Source organism: Clostridium manihotivorum (assembly GCF_004015185.1).
GTDB classification, from domain to species: domain Bacteria; phylum Bacillota; class Clostridia; order Clostridiales; family Clostridiaceae; genus Clostridium_AR; species Clostridium_AR manihotivorum.
Map to the genome: position 1 here is coordinate 2,699,436 of NZ_CP025746.1, position 17,488 is coordinate 2,716,923.

A 17,488-nucleotide genomic window follows, 5' to 3' on the forward strand; every position below is an offset into this window, starting at 1 on the left:
AAATAATATATAATAAAATTGACATAACTTACTTAAATGGTATAATGTTGAATAAAAAAGGAAGTGATTTAAGATGTTTTTAGTCATAGTAGTAAGCTCCATGCAAAGATTTGATATATGAAAAACTTTTGCCTGGAGCCAATATTTAAATATTGAGTTTTTCATATTTGGATAAATCTTTGCATCTTCATTTAGAAACTAAATGTAGATTGGAGCGAAGAGAAGATGAAATATGAAAAAGCAGAAAATATATTGCCCCACAATATAATTGAGCTTCTTCAAAATTATATTGATGGTGGATATATCTATATACCTAGAAAAGATGAAAACAAAAAGTCCTGGGGAGAAAATACTGAAACTAAAATTTATCTTAAAAATAGAGATAAAGAAATATTTAATAAGTACTCTTCTGGAGTGGCTGTTAAAATATTGGCTGAACAGTATTTCTTAACAGAGAGCAGTATTAGAAGAATAATTAGGAAGCAAAAAAATTATGATTAATGATATAAGACATATTTTTCGCAGTTATAGCTATGAAAAGTATGTCTTTTTGCTGTCTTCGAATATGCCATGAATGCTAAAGCTCTCAAAAAGTACAAGAGCTTTAGCCAGATAAACCTACTAATCAAAAGGCCTAGCAGCAGCTTAAGTAACTTTTTTTAAAGCTTTCTCCGGTTACAAACATTACAGAATTATTTATGAACTTGGGCTTTAATCTAGGTGATGATATCATGGTGTTATGGGATACAATGAGGTGGTAAGATATGAGTATTTTAAACATTGAAAACATGAGCCATTCCTTTGGTGATAGAATATTATTTAATAATGTATCTTTTAGACTATTGAAAGGTGAGCATATAGGCCTTGTGGGTGCCAATGGCGAGGGTAAGTCAACCTTTATGAAGCTTATTACAAATCAGATTTTGCCAGACAGCGGCACTATTGATTGGAATAAGAAATATACCATTGGATATATAGATCAACTTGTGGACTTAAAGGAAGGCATAACTGCATTGGAATTTTTAAAGGAAGCTTTTGCTAATCTGTTTGAGGTAGAAAATAAGATTAATGATTTATATATAAAGCTTGGCAATATGGATGAAGAGGAAATGAATAAAGCTCTAAGCAAAATCGCTGTTCTTCAGGAGACTTTAGATAAAAGTGATTTCTATAGTATTTCCTCTAAAATACAGGCAACCTCAGCTGGATTAGGAATAAAGGAGCTTTTAGATAAAGAGGTTTCAGCTTTAAGCGGAGGCCAGAGAACTAAAGTTTTGCTGGTTAAACTACTTTTACAAAAGCCAGATATTTTGTTATTAGATGAGCCAACCAATCATCTAGATGAAGAACATATACAATGGCTAAAAGAATATTTAATAAACTATAAAAACGCATTTATATTAATATCCCATGATAATAGTTTCTTAAATAGTGTGGTGAATGTAGTTTATCATCTTGAACACAAGACTCTATCAAGATACGAGGGAAACTATGAATGTTTTCTAAGACTATATGAAATAAGGAAAGAGCAAAGGCTTATTGAGTATAAGGAACAGCAAAGGGAAATAGAAAAACTTGAGGAGTATATAAGAAAGAATAAGGTGAGAACAGCAACTGCTAAACAAGCTAAATCAAGAGAAAAGAAGCTTGATAAGATTGAAAGAATAGAAATACAAAAGGATATAATAAAGCCTTACTTTGCTTTTAAAACCTTAAGACTTCCTGAAAGTGTAGTATTTCAAACCAAGAACTTAGTTATAGGGTACGACAGCCCATTAAGCAAACCTCTCAATTTGAAAATGAAAAGAGGAGAAAAAATTGCAATAATAGGAGCTAATGGGTTAGGAAAGACAACGCTACTGAAAAGCTTACTTGGTTTACTAGATCCTATAGATGGAGAAGTTAGAATAAGTGATTATAAAAAGGTAGGATATTTTCAGCAGGAACTTGCAGAAGAAAATACTACACAAGTGTTAAATGAAGTTTGGAATCAGTTCCCAGACTTTACCCAAACAGAAGTTAGAAAAGCACTTGCAAGATGTGGACTAACGAGACAGCATATAGACAGCCCAATTAATATATTGAGTGGAGGAGAGCAGGCTAAAGTTAGATTATGCAAGCTAATAAATGAACCTACCAATATATTAGTGTTAGACGAACCTACAAATCATTTAGATATCTACGCAAAGAATGAACTTAAGCGTGCTTTAAAAGAGTATGACGGCAGTATAATCTTAGTTTGCCATGAGCCTGAATTCTACAAGGAGGTTGCTACTGATGTGTGGAACTGTGAAGAATGGGCAACTAGAGGATAGTGAAGCAATTTTTAAGGGAAACCATAGGGCTTCCCTTAACTTGGCTTTTTTGCCTTATGAGCATGGTAAAAACTTTGATTTAGCTAAACCTAGCTATGATATAAGTACGGCTTTTTGAGACATACAGTAAAAGAAGAAAATTTAGTATCCACCCAGATTTTACTAGTTTATATTCGGGAAGTTAGATGGACAAAAAAATCGCTAAAAAGGTAGCTTTAGCAAGCTATTTACTTACTAAGGTTTTAAAAATTTTTCATATCTAATTTGATCCCTATTATCAATAAATACCCTGTCTACCATCTTAAAGCCATTACATTCATAAAAGTTTCTAAGGCGATCTCTAAATGTACCACAGTTCAATCTCAACCATTTAATATTACGCTCTTTGCACATTAATTCAGCAGCTTGTATTAGTTTACTACCATCACCTTTCTTGGCATTATCTCTGCATACAGCTAATTTGTGTAGTATTCCACATTCATTTTCCTTTAAGCTTGCCCAAAATAGCGGGTCATACCATTGCAAAACGTATACTCCAATTAAGTTTCCTTTTTCATAGCATAATTTCATATCTTCCATACGATATTTCTTTAGTAATTGTTCACTTGTTATATCTTCGTATTTCCACATAGGTTGCTTTATAGAGTTAAGCCATGTAGCAGAGTCTTTTAAGACCTTAGAAAAGATATCTATATTATTATGGGTTACATTTACTATATCCAAACCTAATCCTCCCTTTCTATATAATGTATATGAATCGGTTGTTTAAAGTTAGCCTTACTTGGTAATATGCTGGACTTAAATTAATAATTATGTAAGGGCAAAAAGAACAATAAAGTAAATGCTATATTAACAGTATTGCCTTTTCACTTATCTAAGTATAGAAATAAAAATTATAAATCTAATAGTTCAGCAATATTTAATCCAAGAACTTGATCTTTAACGTGACTATCATTAGTTACACTTTCAATGGTTTCTCTGCAGATTAATGGATTACCATATGGAGCATCTGAGCTAAACAAGGTACGTTCTGGTAGAGTCTTTATAGCAAGTGAAACCACAAGGGTTGAAAATGTCGCTGATAAATCTAAAAATAAATTTTTACTTTCCTTAGCTAATTTGATGGTTTCTAACCAATTAGCACCGCCTAAGTGTCCCAATATAACTGGAACTTCTGGAAACTGTTTAGCAAGTAGTGAAATGGCTTTTATGTCATCTATAGCTAAGGGTGAAAATGTATGAATCCATAAAGGAAGATTGTTAAAATCTTTAGCAGCTGAAAAAATTGGTTTTAATAGCTGAACCTGACCTGGAGCTAAGGTGAATTCACCAAGTCCTAGAAATTTATTCCTTATAACTTTATCCTCAATCCAGCTTGAAGTTGCATCTTGGGATAATCCTAGTGGAACTGATCCAAATCCCATGAATTTTGTTGGGTTTTTCTCGATAACTCCAGCCAGTTCTTCAATTGATTTTATTTTAGACTCAATGGCGTTTTGTTTGCCGGATACTATTCCATTTAAAGCTTCCATTTCCTTCTCAAAGGATTCTAAATCATTTGTGGTTTCTGGGTGAACTGATGTTGAAAATAGTATTGTTTTATCAATACCTGCTTCGCTCATCAAAGCTAATTGTTTTTCAGTGGGAACAATAACATGTTGGTGACTGTCGATAATCATATTTATAACCTCTCTTTAAGTATATTCAAGTTAGGTTATTCGAAATCGGATATTGTTCTTTGTAACTGTAATTTAAGCTTCTGTAGTATCTCAATCTGACTTTCAACTTCTGATAATTTAATTTTGTAAGCATTCAAAGCTTTGTCACAAAGTGGCTGTTTGTTAATCATTGATACAGGACATTCAATAATCTGGCCAATCTCATCGGTATTTAATCCAAGTGATAAATAAGTTTGAATTGTTTTTACTCTTTCAATCATAGAATCATGAAAATCACGATAACCATTTTCTAATCTCTCACATTTCAAAAGTCCCTTTGACTCATAGTAGCGCAGTGAACGAACACTTGCACCGGTTTTACTAGACAATTTACTAATATTCAATTTCGATATACCTCTCTTCTAATGAATATTTTAAAGTATGACATTGGTGTTAATGTCAAGCTTTTTGATCTGAAAAATTAATATAACTATAATAGTGCGTTTTTACTTGAATAATTTTACAGTTAAATAACCAAAAGATTAACTAAGCTATTTTTAATGTTTTAAAAATTTCTTCTAGTGACTTTCCGGTAGCGGCAGCTTCGTAGATATATGTTATTTTAGATTTTATTAGAGCTTTCTTGGCTGATTTATATCCAGTATTAAAGTGATATGATTCATTAGAGTATAATTTGCAGTAAGTATAATTTATAGTCATTATTGCAAGATATCTATTGATACTCTTTTCACTTCTTACTTGATATCCGTCTAGTCCTAAGTAAGTTTTACAATCTCTAAAAAATGGCTCAATCGCCCATCGGTCAGTATATTGAGTTAAAATATCTAAGGGAACTAAAGAGTTATCCAATGCTATAAATGTTTTTAGTGAACCGTCTTTATGGAAGGAATCTTTAGGATAGCTTAAAATAATGGTAACATTTTTTCTATCCTTCAAATCTCCAATATAGCTATAAATATAGTATTCTTGATCTTTAACTGTGACAAGGTCAAAGTCATCTATATCGAGTGTTGTTGCAAATTTATGAAGTTTTACTCCGAGCCTTTCATGTCCTTTAGGATAAATTACTCTATTAGTTTTTATAGCTCCTATGTAGCTGTAACCAGCTTTTTCGGAACTATTAAAAATAGCTTTACAACTATACCAACTATCACACAACACATAGCCTTTATTTTCAGGTTTAGGTAGTGATTCAACTAACTTTTGAGTTAGTTCTATTTTACTCATAAAATCCTTATCGTAAATGTCTATTGAATAAGGAAGTACCAAACCATCACAAGAAAGCAATGAAACTAAAATTTGATGACCGTACACTGTTTTACCTTTGAGATGAGAATTATGAAAAGAACATTTTTCAATAATATTTTTAGCCTTTGACGAGGGCTTAGTTTTTTTCAGAAATAGTATCATCTATGATAAAGTATATTGGTTTGTTAGTTTCTTTAGATTTGCTCCAAATTAATTCTACAACTAATTTTTTTAAGGCTTTAATTAAAAAATCTTCATTCCATGAACTGCTTGCTAGAAATCTAGTAATACTGGTTCGATGCCTTTGCGAAGCAAGCTCCGCTATATCGGACATTTTCCCTTTATAGCCTTTTGATAGCATAGCATTTACAATGCTCTCTAGATGCTTTAGTTGTGGTTTTGTTAGGTATAAATCAAAATTTAGTTGTTTAAAGAATTTGTGTATTGATAACTCATCTGATATAATTGTGTTCTGAAACATTTATGCAAATCTCCTTGCTGTAGTTGTTGTGTGGGAACTCAATTATAACAAAGATTTAGCATAAATGTTTTTTTATTTTATTTAGTTGTAAAATTATTCAAGTGTTTTTGCACTATTATAGATATAAAAATTATTATACTGATTATAACATTTATTCAATTTAAACCTATCGGTTATGATAGTATCATGCTTGGAGAGTATAATATGCTTAAATTAATGATAATAACAAAGTAAAAAATGCATATATATGAAAATATAAATGTTCTAATAAAGGTTAAAGCTATATGTACATCGTGATTCAGTAGATGATATAATTACTATACATCATTGTTATATTATGGTATATATTTAAACTTAAAATCTAAATAGTAATTGAAATTTCCTTGGAAATATTTAGAAAATAAACGAGACCTACTTACAACTTTATTGAATTTTACTTGTAGCTATAAGGCTTTTACTTTAAGGTAATTCTACTTGATGGTAAAACTCACACAAAGTATAATAAAAAACTTATCTTTTCCATAGTAAATTACAAAGCTTTTTACTAGCTAAGCCTAGTGATTTTAACAGAATAGCCTTCTATAGTAGGGTATAAGTTTAGCTTTAAGGTTTAATATTTCCTAAATAAGTAAAGATATTATAAATTAATATATTGGAGGAGTTTATGAACATACATGAAAAATACAGAAAAATAAGAAGAAGACTTGAATTTGGAGCCTTCGCTATTGCCTTCATTGGGGGAAATATAATAAGTGAGTTTTTGGGATTAACTGGGAAGAAACTACTTTCATCAGACACTGCAATTAACTTTGCTATAATATTAGTGCTTGTCTTCATTTTAAATACTATAGCTGTAAGAATTGCTGACAATTGGTATACTAAAAACGCAGAAAAGTAGAAGGGGGAAGCACATAATTCCAGTGAATTAAGAAGAGAGTATATAACCTATTATAATTTTTTAGCATACCTTTAGAAAAGGAGTATGGTGAAAAAATTACTTGATTTTGATAGCCCACTAGTATAGCAGAACCTTCAAAACCAATTAAATTTAACAATTTTAAACATAAGCAAGGATAGAGGGCATAAATAAAAAAGTATTTTATTCATGCCCTTACTTATTAAACTTTGCAAAAATTTTTCTTTCAATAAATCTTTGATTATTATCCTGCAATAACTTCACATAGGGTCCAATTACGAAAACTTAATTTATGCATGTTCGAAAATTTCTGGTTCTGATGATTTTTGCGACATGCCTAACTTAATAGTTGAAGTTGTAACCATATAAAGATCACTTCAATTCGGAATATATTTTGAAGCTCCTTTTGGTTCTTAAAGGAGCTTTTTAAAATAAATCTATAAATAAGTTTCTCTATCGATTTCTTTATTTCTTAAATCAAAGTTTTCTATTGGTTCAGGTCCTCTCAATACCTTTCGCTTGATATGAAGATCACCGGATTCGTCTGTTCTTATTCTCCATTCAATCAGCTGTATTTTTCCGTCTTCTATTTCAATCCCCTGTATTCCACTTGCTCTAACACAGGAACCGTCATTAAAATAAGGTAGTTCATGGGCCTTTGGAAAGTGTGGCCTATGAGTATGGCCACAGATAATCATGGTTTTATTCTTTTTTATCCAATTTCCATAAATACGTTCGATTTTATGAATTTTCTCTGCGTTTTTCACAGGACTTGCAGGATTTATAAAGCCAACAGAGTGAAGAAATTTCCAAAAGTATCTTACTGTTATCATGTTAAAATGCCATAGTCTATCGTTCATTCTATCACCTTGATGACCGTGGACAGCTAGTATTTCTTGACCTGTATATTTCTGCTTAAAAACTACTGCTTCATATGGAGTTAATCCAGGAAATAATTCTATCTCTTCCTCGTTATACTCATCATAGAATTTATAAAAATTTTTCTCAACAAAGTCCTTATATTTTAAATGTATATTGTGGTTTCCATATAGCATGATAAATCTATTATCATCAAAATATTTCTTTAATAGAGTATATACTTCATCATGAGCTAATCTTATATGTTTAAAGTTGGAGTGTTCCCAAAGTTCGTCTCCATCGCCTAGTTCTACATAAGTAAAGCCATTTCTATAATAGTGCTCCAAGGCGAATAAAAAGATATTTTGATTTTTTGCGAATTCATCGGAGGGTGTACAATCGCCTCTATGACAATCACTAAAAAATATATATTTAGAGTTTTTATCAAAGTATTCTACTTTGGCATTTTTATAAGCTTCTGTTAATCTTTTTTCAGCTAGCCTCTTTTCAGCTATCATAGTACACCTCTCTAAGGATAAATAAAATTTTCTTCTAATAATCGATGGCCAATTGTTAATCTACCCATTCTAATAAGAATATATTTAAATTATTTGGCAAATATCTGTACAATTATACTTCTTTTATATGTTTTATATATCCTTTTTATTAATACTTTTATTTATTACTATCCACTAACTTAAGGAAATTGTCAATATACTTGCAGGTCTTACCTAACTCTTCATCAAGAATCATATGACCGCTATAATGGAATTCAATAATCTCTAAATTTTTTATAGAATCTTTATATTTAAAGATATCTTCATCAGTTAAATTAGAAGGTATAGAGGAATCAGGGTTTGTCCCTCTTAATATTAATACAGGACATTTTATTTTACTTAGTGCCGTATAAAATTCCTTGTAGGTAGATTCGCTTTCTATGCCTTCTAAGGCATGACTAGTAATATAACTTCCCATCTTTGAGCCATTATACTCAGTATTACTCCAAAATTGAGCATATCCTTTTGCAGCTTTACAGTGTATGGCAGGATAATCAATTATAATTATTCCACTAGGCTCACTTAAGTTAGAGGAAATATAGCCAAGCATATATGAAACTCCTTTAGAAAATCCTAAAAATACAGGCCTATTGGTTATCTCATTTTTTAATACTGAACTGAGGTCAGAGGAATGTTGAAGCCAATCAAAACCTGATATTGGAGTACTACTGCTACCACGACCTCTGTAACTAATTGCTATACAATGTCTGCCTAAAAGTCTGCTTATTAATGGTAATGCTCTTGCAGCAGGCTCCCATACACCCATAGATATTATTACTGTGGCTTTGTCATTAACTTTGTTATTAACATAATATTCGATTTCAACTCCATTGTTATCTACTGTCTTTTTTATTAAATTTCCTTCCATAATTAGCTCCTTTATTGCTGGTGAATTTTGGTTGTGATACTATTATAATCAATGAATTAGGTTACTAAAAGTAGGTACTTTTTAGTTTTATGGTTTCTAAAAGGATACTAAGGAAAGGGAGTTTATAATGAGTATAAGTGAAAATATTATGACAATAAGAAATAAAGAATATACATGTACCTTTGAGATAGCAGTGGACTTAATAGGTGGAAAGTGGAAACCACTTATTCTATGGTATTTGGGAAACAAAGGTACAAAGAGATTTAGTGAATTAAAGAAACTTATTCCAAAGGTGACACAAAAGATATTAACCCAGCAATTAAGAGAGTTAGAAGCTGATAAGTTAATTAATAGAAAGGTTTACGCACAAGTTCCTCCAAAGGTTGAATACTCATTGACTGATCTAGGAGAAAAATTAATGCCTGTTTTTAGTTCAATGTGTAAGTGGGGGGAGGATTATTATAAAGAAAGCGTATAAATACTTATTTAAAGATAAATTAAATTTTTCTAAATGGTATTATTCATGCATTAAAAGATTGAATAAGAGCCTTCTTTTGCTAAATTAAGTTAGAGAATAAGGCATAGACATATTGTAAAAGGCTTTATCAGAAGAGTATTAGCCTAAGGAAATTAACTGATATTTTACCTTATAATAATATAGAGTTTATATAGTTGTTATAGTATTTTCTTGTAAATCATTATTGTATGCTACTTTTACAAGGAGATTTCAATGAAAGTTGCATTGTTTTCTGACACTTTTTCACCACAAATAAATGGAGTTACCAATACTTTAGATAAGCTCATTAAATACTTTAATGAGAAAAATATAGAGTATATGGTGTTTGCACCTAAGTATGATGCTAACAGTACAGATAGTAATATTGAAAGATTTTATAGCCTTAGTTTGTTTTTATATCCTGAATGCAGGGTAGCATTTCCCAATATATTTAGGGTATCTAAAGCATTGCTTCAGTTTAAGCCAGATATCATCCATAACATGACAGAGTTCAGTATGGGAGTAGCTGGATTGAATTTTGGTAAAAAGCACAACATCCCCACCATCTCTAACTATACTACTAATTTCTCACAGTACACAGAGTATTACAATTTAGAATTTTTGAAAGAAAGCATATGGAACTACATGAGGTGGTTTCATAATCAAAATAATATAACAACCTGTCCATCAAAGGAAACTGAAAGAATATTGAATGATAATGGTATTAGTAAAACTAAAATATTCTCAAGAGGAGTAGAAGTAGAAAGCTTTAACCCTGATTACAGAAATGAGGAGCTTAGAAAAAGTTTAGGGATTGAAGGAAAAACAGTATTCTTATATGTAGGCAGAATTTCTTTTGAGAAAGACTTGGATGTGTTAAGTGATAGCTACAAAGCAATAAAAGAAAAATACCAAGATGAAGTAGCCTTAATCCTTACAGGAGATGGACCTTATCTAGATAAATGTAAAAATATGTTCTCAGAAGATACTATATTTACAGGATTTAAAAAGGGTAGGGAACTTTCAGAGCTATATGCCTCCAGTGATATTTTCGTTTGTCCATCATCTACAGAAACTTTCGGTAATGTGGTACTAGAAGCCATGGCTTCTGGACTTGTAGTAATTGGAGCAGATGCAGGAGGAGTAGGAGAGATTATAGATAATAGGAATACTGGTATTAAGTTTAAGCCAAAGGACCATAAGGAACTATATGACTGCATGGAAGAGCTTATAGAAAATCAATCTTTTAGGAAATATCTCATTGCTAATGCCTTGGAATACATTAAAAGTAAGTCCTGGGATAGAATAATACAAGAGCTTATTAGTACTTATGAGAAAGTTTTATAGTAGGTATATGGAAGTTTGACTAAGAAAGAGAGGTTTATTAATCTTTTTAATCAAGTCTATTTAGTCATAATTCCTATAATACTTAGGATGGAAAGTATTCACACTATAAAAATCAAAAGTATATTGGTATAATGAATACAGGTGTTTGAATCCTTGTTTGTTTTTTATTTTCCTTACAAATTATAAAGATTAGCAAGGAATTAGGTGAGAGGTTATCTCTCCCCTTTTGCTTTATAATAATACTAAGCATCTAATGAATGACGTTCACCAACCTGGAAGTCATCTGCGTGCTCAAACATGTATTTAACGGTAATTGGATCTTGTCCAGTAAGCTTCTTAAAGTCATCAGTAAAGGAATCCATTTTTCCTAAACGGATTGCTTGAGCAAATGTAACCATACCTTCAGAAGAGAATGGTGCTTCTGAGTCCTTTTTAAAGGTACCATCAGTTGTTCTTGGAACTCCCATTGCATCGAAAATAGCGTAGTTTTCTTCATCAGTGATAGCTTTATAAGTTACATTGTTGCCAGTGGCTGCATTTCCATATGCTACGAAGTCTGCCATTGTCATTAATTCAGCTCCATTGATATTAAGAATAGCTTCATGATAGTCCTTTGATGCTAAGGCATAAGCTACAGCTTTTGCACAGTCTTTACGAGATATATAGGCCATTTTTCCATCACCTTGGCTGTTTTGTAATGGTTGATTCATTTTTACAAAGGTGAAGTAATTTGTTATCATAGCTTCAGCATATTGTGAATTTCTAAGGAAGATAAAGTCTAATCCAACGCTTTTTATGTAAGCTTCAGTATACGCATGGTCAATCTTTTCAATACTTGGATTTGTTTCATCAGCAGCATTTACCAATGAAGTATATATAACTTGTTTTACACCAGCTTTTTTAGCGGCGTCTACAACGTTTTTATGTGCGTTTTGACGTTTCTTACCAACAAAAGGCATTGATATTAAAGCTAATTTATCTGCTCCTGCAAAAGCTTCTTCAAGACCATCGATTACATTGAAGTTGGTTACATGAGTTTCTATGCCTTGTGCTTTATACTCTTCTAAGGATGCTGGATTATATCCACAAAAAATTACTTGATCCTTACCAACTAACTCTAATAAATAATCAGCAGCTTGTTTTCCTAAGTTTCCATCTACTCCAGTTAATAATAGTTTACCCATAATATACAACAAACCTTTCTTTTTACAACTTTATAATATTATGTTATGTTAAAAAATAACTAAAGTCCAATACAAAAAAGCTATGAGCCATTGGGAAAACCAATTTATAGTTGATTTAGGAATAGTTTCAAAGCAGGATTTCTATTGTCCCTTAAGTAGCCAATCTCTATCTTAAAGGTATGGTGAGAGTCTTGAAGAGGGATTAAACGTACTTCATCTCTCATATATGTAAGATTATAATTCTCTGGGAAGAATCCAATTAAGTTATCTGTTACTATGTAAAATAGCTCTGTTTCCACATCATCTGCAGTTCTAAGTATATTAGGTTCATACCCATCCTCTATAGCATTCTCTATCATTAAATAATAAGAATTACCGATAGCTTCTGGACTGAGCATCACAAGAGGGTAACCATAGAGTTCTTCCTTTGATATAGAGGAATTATCATATAGGGGGTGGTGCTTGTACACAACAGCATAATAACTTCCACTATATAAGGTCTTTGTTAAAATATCCTCTTTTCCTTTAAACTCAGAGTCAAAGGCTATTGCGACATCATATATTCCTTTTTGCAGAAATTCTGATACGTCTTTAAGTAAAACTTTATTTAGCTCAATTTTAATATTCGGATTATTTTCTTTAAAGGGTGGTATGAATTTTAATATACTTTTGATATCTGTTACTGCAGCATATTCTATGGCTAAGGTTTGAGTATGATCCCTTTGATAATTTTCCATCTTAGCCTTCATATTATTGTACTGCTTCCAAAGTATAACCGCTTCACCGTAAAATAACCATCTAGCTTCAGTGGGCTCGATAGGAATCTGTTTTCTATCAAAGAGCTGCATGCCAAACTCTTTTTCAATAGATGCAATATGTTGACTAATAGTAGTCTGCGACACATAATTCTTCTTTGCTGTATCAGTAAAATTTCTACATTCCACAAGATCAATAAAATATTTTATCTTTTCAATATTCATGCTAACCTCAACCTGTATTTTAAAATATTTATATAAATTTCAATAATAAAAATTCATAGTAGAATATTACCAAATATATAAATCGCAAATAAGTGCAAAATAATTACAATAATATTTAAAAGGTTGTGATTTATATGGATAATATTTATTCAAATAATACATTAGAATTAAATGAAAAAATTAATGAATTAAAGTCAATTATGAAGGAAACTAAAAATGTACGAATGTATAAAAGATACCTAGTAATATTAAGGCACTTGGAAGGTGCTTCAAATGTTGATATTGCTAAAATGGTTTCTTTAGATCAACATACAGTCGGAGACTACATTAAAAACTACAAAGCTAAAGGATTGCTAGGCTTAGTAATGAAGCATAGTACAGGAGCTCCCAGAAAATTGAGTAAAGACCAAGAAGCCATGATAGTTGAAATTGTAACAAATAAAACTCCTGACGAAGTCGGGTTTGAATCTAGAAAAAACTGGACTATTGAAATAATTAGGCAGTGGGTGATTAAAACATTTTGTATAACCATGAGTCACAGGGGAATCCATGAAATTTTGCATAGATTAAATCTAAGCTATACAAGACCAACCTACGTACTAAAAAAAAGCTGATAAAGAAAAGCAAGAAGAATTTAAGGTAACTTTTGAAGACCTAAAAAAAAACTAATTAATGGGGAGCTAGCGCATCTTCTGTTCGAAGATGAATCCATGATAAGAGACTATCAAGCTATACAGAAAACTTGGTTTAAGAAAGGTCAGCGACGTAAAATCCCAACCTACGGTAAAAATGCTGGAGTAAAATTAATAGGGATATTGGATTATGGTACAGGAAAAGTATATTGTGAAGAGCATGAGAGGTATGATGCAGTTGTATTTGAAAGATTCTTAAAGTGTATACTAGAACAATACCCTACGGGTAAAATCGTAATGATACTAGATAATGCAAGAATACATCATGCAAAACTACTTGAGCCCTTTTTATATGAGAATAAAAATAGATTAGAGTTAGTATTTTTACCACCATATAGTCCAGAACTTAATTTGATAGAGGGGTTATGGGGGTGGCTTAAGTCAAGAATAATTAATAATGCATTCTATCCTACCTTATCTAGGGTAAGCGAAGCAGTGCAAAGGTTTATTACACATATAAATAAAACCCCTACAGAAATCATAGACAGGCTATGCATTAAAATGTAGAAGTTTTATTGAAATATATATATTAAATAAATTATTTAAAGAAAGCTTTCTTATTCTAGTATTAAAGATAGCTAATAGCTAAGTTCACCCTTTAATATGAATAGAAACCTTCATTTTTTAGTACTTTTTGAGCTTATAATAACATAATGATAATGTCAAATCTTATTAAAGTTTTAAAATTATATGTGGACTATCAGAACTCAGAGGAGTCTTGAAAATAAGATCTATTAATGATTTTTAAACATATATGAATTAGTAGCTAAAGTTGAAATATTATACAGTAGCAAACTTAGCTATTTAGGCAAATATAAGCTTACTCATGATTGGGCATAAACAATATAAACTGTACAACTATTGGTAAACAGCAGAAAGTATATAATAATGAAAGTAAAACTAGTACTTTAAGGAAATTATCATAAATCAACTAAGATTACGTATAGGCAACAGATAAATGCTTAAACTTAATATGTATTAATTTATGAAAGGAATGAGAATATGACTATAGATACAAGACTTGGACACACAATAGTTAGAATCATCAAGAATGAAAAGGGTAAAGTAATATCCTATGAACTGGACAATGGAGATGAAATCTCTACTAGCGATGCAGTTGGATTTGCAAAGCAAGGCGTAATAAAAGATGTAGAGATAGTGACTGATAGTACTGGAGAAGACTACCTTAATTGTCTATCAGAAGGAGAAGATGGCGAGAACAATCTACCTCAGACTGAAGTAAGGGACGATAAGGTAGACTTGAAGCAATATTTTCAATAAAGCATTTAGGAAAGAAGCTCTGGATTAAGGGCTTCTTTTGTTATACAGAAGTGAAATCGGTAAATATCATCGACAGTATAATAGAGAGTAGACTAATTTTCAAGATAAAATCACAGAGTTTCTAATCAGATACTTACCAGTTAACTCTAGCAAATAGGTTAGTGTAAAATTTGACATAATTAACAATTTTGTATTTAAGTTCTTAACAAATATTATTATACTTATAATTAAATGTATAAACTATGATAAGTTAAAAGAGGTGTTTTACGTGAATTTTTGTAGTCCAAATGAAAAAATTAAACTGATGAGAAAAAGGTTTATGGTTAATCAATCTGATCTAGAGTTACCAAATATGACGAGAGCTTTCATAAGTATGATGGAGAGTGGAAAAAGAAATGTAAGTAAAGCAAGTTCACAAAAGTTAGTATCGAGATTTAAAGAAATTGCAAGTAAGAAATCTGTAAACCTTGATATTGATGATGAATATTTTTCAAGGCAGCCAGAGGAGGATGCCAGATATTACATAGAGAGAAAATTAGAAGATAATAAAAATGGGCATCAATGTTATGAAAAATTAATAGAAATTGCTGATAGGTTTAATCTAGACGAATCACTAGCTTTATTATATAAGTTAGATGGAGAAGACTATGTAAAAGATAAGGATTATTACAATGGATTTATTAGATATTCTGATGCCCTTGGAAAGTATAAAGAACTTAAAGACGAAAATGAGCAAGCCTATATTTATAAGCAACTTGGTTTATGTAAATTGAAGAGAAGTATTTATGATGAAGCTGTTTATTATTTTAACCAAGCATTATCATATTCATATAAGAATGAAAAGTTAAAGGAAACGTTTTTTTGGGCCAATCATGATCTAGCTTTGGTTTATGTACAGACTAAAGAGTATGATAAATGTTTAAAGGTTTTAGATAAGTCAATATTAAATAAATCTAATAATGCACCTAGAACATTTGTAAGAAATGCTAGATTAGTTAAAGCTAATGTATTAAAGGAACTAAAGAATTATAAAGAAGCAATAGCTGAGTATTTTGCTTTAGTTGATGAATTAGCAGATTCTGATGATATTTTATTATCATACTTGTACAATAATATAGGTGAATATTATTATGAGATTGAGAAATACGACGAAAGTTTAGAATATATATCTAAAGCACAGTTATTAAAAAATAAAGTTGACAAGAAAACATTACCTAATACTTTAAATACTAAGGGCAGAGTTTTATATAAACTTGGTTATGTAGAAGAAAGTATAATGGTATTTCAGTTGGCAATAGATATAGCTGAGGAATTTCAACAATTTAATATGATGTATGAAAATTATAGAGATATTATATCTATATATGAAAAATGCAAAGACTATAATAAAATTAAAGAATTTACAAGTAGATTGGCCAATATGCCGGATTACTTTCTACTAACTAAAAAACAAGGATTTTTATCGGAAGAATAGTAAAAAATAATACAATACAAAGATATAAATTCACCTTATCACTATCTCGCTACTTTTCAATTTTTCATTTAAATACACTATTAAGTTATATAAGTTAATAGCATCCTTACTAAAACTTGCAATATAAAAAATTTATTAAATGACTTAGACCTGCATGGTATAATATGTATATAATATTTGAAAATTGATGAAATACATACTCAGGATGGTGCTACTACATGTTTAAACTTAGTGATATTTATTATCCAATCACAGCCACTCCCTTTAATAGAAACGAAACCTATGTTGAAATAGAGCCTTGCCAAGCTTTAAAGCCATATATACGTTGCTTCTGGGGCACACCAAAACCCTACACAGAAAATCCATCTTTAAAGCTAGAAAGCAGCATTGTGATCCCTGATACCTGCATGGATATTATCTTTGATATTGATATCAGTAAAAATCAGCTTATGGATATATTTTGTGGAATAAATGATACATCTTTTATTACAGAAAAGCAGGAAAGTTCAGCTACAATAGCATGTTTCGCTATCAGGTTTTATTGCTGGGCTGTACCTCTATTTTCTGATGAAGCTATGAATAAGGCACTAAATGCATTTACCGAAACTGAAGTTTATTTTAAGAATCTTAAAAATGCTTTAGAACATATATTGTTAGCTAGCACTAGTATCGTTGATAGGGTAGGAAAGGTACAGGATTATCTTCTTATGAGACTTAACATAAATAAGCAAAATAATAATTTGATGAATGCTGTGTATAAGATACTACAATCAAAGGGTACAGCTAGTATCAGTGAGATTTTGAATTTTACAACTATTAGTCAGAGACAGCTTGAAAGGCTATTTTTAGAATATGTAGGGGTGTCGCCGAAGAAGCTTTCTGGACTTATTCGCTATCAGTATCTTTGGCAGGATATCATAAGAGGTAATAGCATAAGCATTCAAGACTTAGTTTCTAAATATGCTTATGTGGATCAAGCTCATCTGCTTAGAGATTTTAAAAAGTATCATACAATGACTCCAAGAGCTGCCAGAGCTTTTACTTTTAAGAAAAGATGATGTCGTATTTTTACAATACAATGAATGATGCTTTTAATAGAATAGTTTTGAGGT

Annotated in this window: 16 protein-coding genes and 2 pseudogenes; 10 read left to right on the forward strand and 8 right to left on the reverse strand. The window is 30.8% G+C overall.

Features of this window, described 5'->3' with window-relative positions; all coding sequences use genetic code 11:
* The first annotated feature begins 225 nt into the window (after nt 1-225).
* The 3 genes from C1I91_RS12175 (at nt 226) to C1I91_RS28155 (ending at nt 2,433) form a co-directional block, all read left to right on the forward strand.
* Nucleotides 226-501 carry a CD3324 family protein gene (locus C1I91_RS12175; RefSeq protein ID WP_128213124.1) on the forward strand — a complete coding sequence of 92 codons (276 nt, stop codon included), beginning with the start codon at nt 226-228 and terminating at the stop codon, nt 499-501.
* A gap of 263 nt (nt 502-764) precedes the next feature.
* Nucleotides 765-2,315, forward strand: coding sequence for an ABC-F family ATP-binding cassette domain-containing protein (locus tag C1I91_RS12180; protein WP_128213125.1), 1,551 nt, complete (start codon nt 765-767; stop codon nt 2,313-2,315).
* A complete protein-coding gene (locus C1I91_RS28155; protein WP_164880515.1) occupies nt 2,278-2,433 on the forward strand; it encodes a hypothetical protein in 156 nt (51 codons plus the stop codon). The genes C1I91_RS12180 and C1I91_RS28155 overlap by 38 nt, the downstream gene beginning before the upstream one ends.
* Before the next feature lie 116 nt (nt 2,434-2,549).
* Here the strand turns inward: C1I91_RS28155 and C1I91_RS12185 are convergent, their stop codons facing one another.
* The 4 genes and pseudogenes from C1I91_RS12185 to C1I91_RS12200 all read right to left on the reverse strand — a co-directional run bounded on the left by C1I91_RS12185 (nt 2,550) and on the right by C1I91_RS12200 (nt 5,723).
* The gene (locus C1I91_RS12185) at nt 2,550-3,038 is read right to left on the reverse strand and encodes a GNAT family N-acetyltransferase (RefSeq protein WP_128213126.1); all 489 of its coding nucleotides are present in this window, start codon (nt 3,036-3,038) and stop codon (nt 2,550-2,552) included.
* A gap of 170 nt (nt 3,039-3,208) precedes the next feature.
* Nucleotides 3,209-3,994, reverse strand: coding sequence for an amidohydrolase family protein (locus tag C1I91_RS12190; RefSeq protein ID WP_128213127.1), 786 nt, complete (start codon nt 3,992-3,994; stop codon nt 3,209-3,211).
* Between the two features lie 35 nt (nt 3,995-4,029).
* Nucleotides 4,030-4,377 carry a MerR family transcriptional regulator gene (locus C1I91_RS12195; protein WP_128213128.1) on the reverse strand — a complete coding sequence of 116 codons (348 nt, stop codon included), beginning with the start codon at nt 4,375-4,377 and terminating at the stop codon, nt 4,030-4,032.
* A gap of 142 nt (nt 4,378-4,519) precedes the next feature.
* Nucleotides 4,520-5,723 (reverse strand): annotated as a pseudogene (locus C1I91_RS12200) (IS701 family transposase).
* A gap of 664 nt (nt 5,724-6,387) precedes the next feature.
* On the opposite strand from C1I91_RS12200, the gene C1I91_RS12205 reads away from it, so the two are divergent.
* Nucleotides 6,388-6,621, forward strand: a complete 234-nt coding sequence (locus tag C1I91_RS12205) for a hypothetical protein (RefSeq protein WP_128213129.1) — start codon at nt 6,388-6,390, stop codon at nt 6,619-6,621.
* 455 nt (nt 6,622-7,076) lie between these two features.
* Here C1I91_RS12205 and C1I91_RS12210 read toward each other — a convergent pair whose 3' ends face one another.
* Nucleotides 7,077-8,015 carry a metallophosphoesterase gene (locus tag C1I91_RS12210; protein WP_128213130.1) on the reverse strand — a complete coding sequence of 313 codons (939 nt, stop codon included), beginning with the start codon at nt 8,013-8,015 and terminating at the stop codon, nt 7,077-7,079.
* Nucleotides 8,016-8,172: 157 nt separating this feature from the next.
* Nucleotides 8,173-8,922: an alpha/beta fold hydrolase gene (locus C1I91_RS12215; protein WP_128213131.1), complete on the reverse strand. Its 750-nt coding sequence runs from the start codon at nt 8,920-8,922 to the stop codon at nt 8,173-8,175.
* Nucleotides 8,923-9,049: 127 nt separating this feature from the next.
* On the opposite strand from C1I91_RS12215, the gene C1I91_RS12220 reads away from it, so the two are divergent.
* Together C1I91_RS12220 and C1I91_RS12225 are read left to right on the forward strand one after the other, a co-directional pair.
* Entirely contained in the window at nt 9,050-9,400 is a 351-nt protein-coding gene (locus C1I91_RS12220) for a winged helix-turn-helix transcriptional regulator (protein WP_128213132.1), read from the forward strand.
* 252 nt (nt 9,401-9,652) lie between these two features.
* A complete protein-coding gene (locus C1I91_RS12225) occupies nt 9,653-10,765 on the forward strand; it encodes a glycosyltransferase family 4 protein (RefSeq protein ID WP_128213133.1) in 1,113 nt (370 codons plus the stop codon).
* A gap of 242 nt (nt 10,766-11,007) precedes the next feature.
* Here C1I91_RS12225 and C1I91_RS12230 read toward each other — a convergent pair whose 3' ends face one another.
* The gene (locus C1I91_RS12230) at nt 11,008-11,949 is read right to left on the reverse strand and encodes an NAD(P)H-binding protein (protein WP_128213134.1); all 942 of its coding nucleotides are present in this window, start codon (nt 11,947-11,949) and stop codon (nt 11,008-11,010) included.
* 104 nt (nt 11,950-12,053) lie between these two features.
* Nucleotides 12,054-12,929 (reverse strand): LysR family transcriptional regulator, encoded by an 876-nt coding sequence (locus C1I91_RS12235; protein WP_128213135.1) that lies wholly within the window; start codon nt 12,927-12,929, stop codon nt 12,054-12,056.
* A gap of 134 nt (nt 12,930-13,063) precedes the next feature.
* Between C1I91_RS12235 and C1I91_RS12240 the strand changes: the two are divergent.
* The 4 genes and pseudogenes from C1I91_RS12240 to C1I91_RS12255 all read left to right on the forward strand — a co-directional run bounded on the left by C1I91_RS12240 (nt 13,064) and on the right by C1I91_RS12255 (nt 17,434).
* Nucleotides 13,064-14,128 (forward strand): annotated as a pseudogene (locus C1I91_RS12240) (IS630 family transposase).
* Between the two features lie 495 nt (nt 14,129-14,623).
* Complete coding sequence (locus tag C1I91_RS12245) at nt 14,624-14,902, forward strand: DUF3892 domain-containing protein (RefSeq protein WP_128213136.1); 279 nt, start codon at nt 14,624-14,626, stop codon at nt 14,900-14,902.
* 268 nt (nt 14,903-15,170) lie between these two features.
* On the forward strand, nt 15,171-16,376 hold the full coding sequence (locus C1I91_RS12250; RefSeq protein ID WP_128213137.1) for a tetratricopeptide repeat protein: 1,206 nt from the start codon (nt 15,171-15,173) through the stop codon (nt 16,374-16,376).
* 218 nt (nt 16,377-16,594) lie between these two features.
* A complete protein-coding gene (locus C1I91_RS12255) occupies nt 16,595-17,434 on the forward strand; it encodes a helix-turn-helix domain-containing protein (protein WP_128213138.1) in 840 nt (279 codons plus the stop codon).
* Nucleotides 17,435-17,488 lie beyond the last annotated feature (54 nt).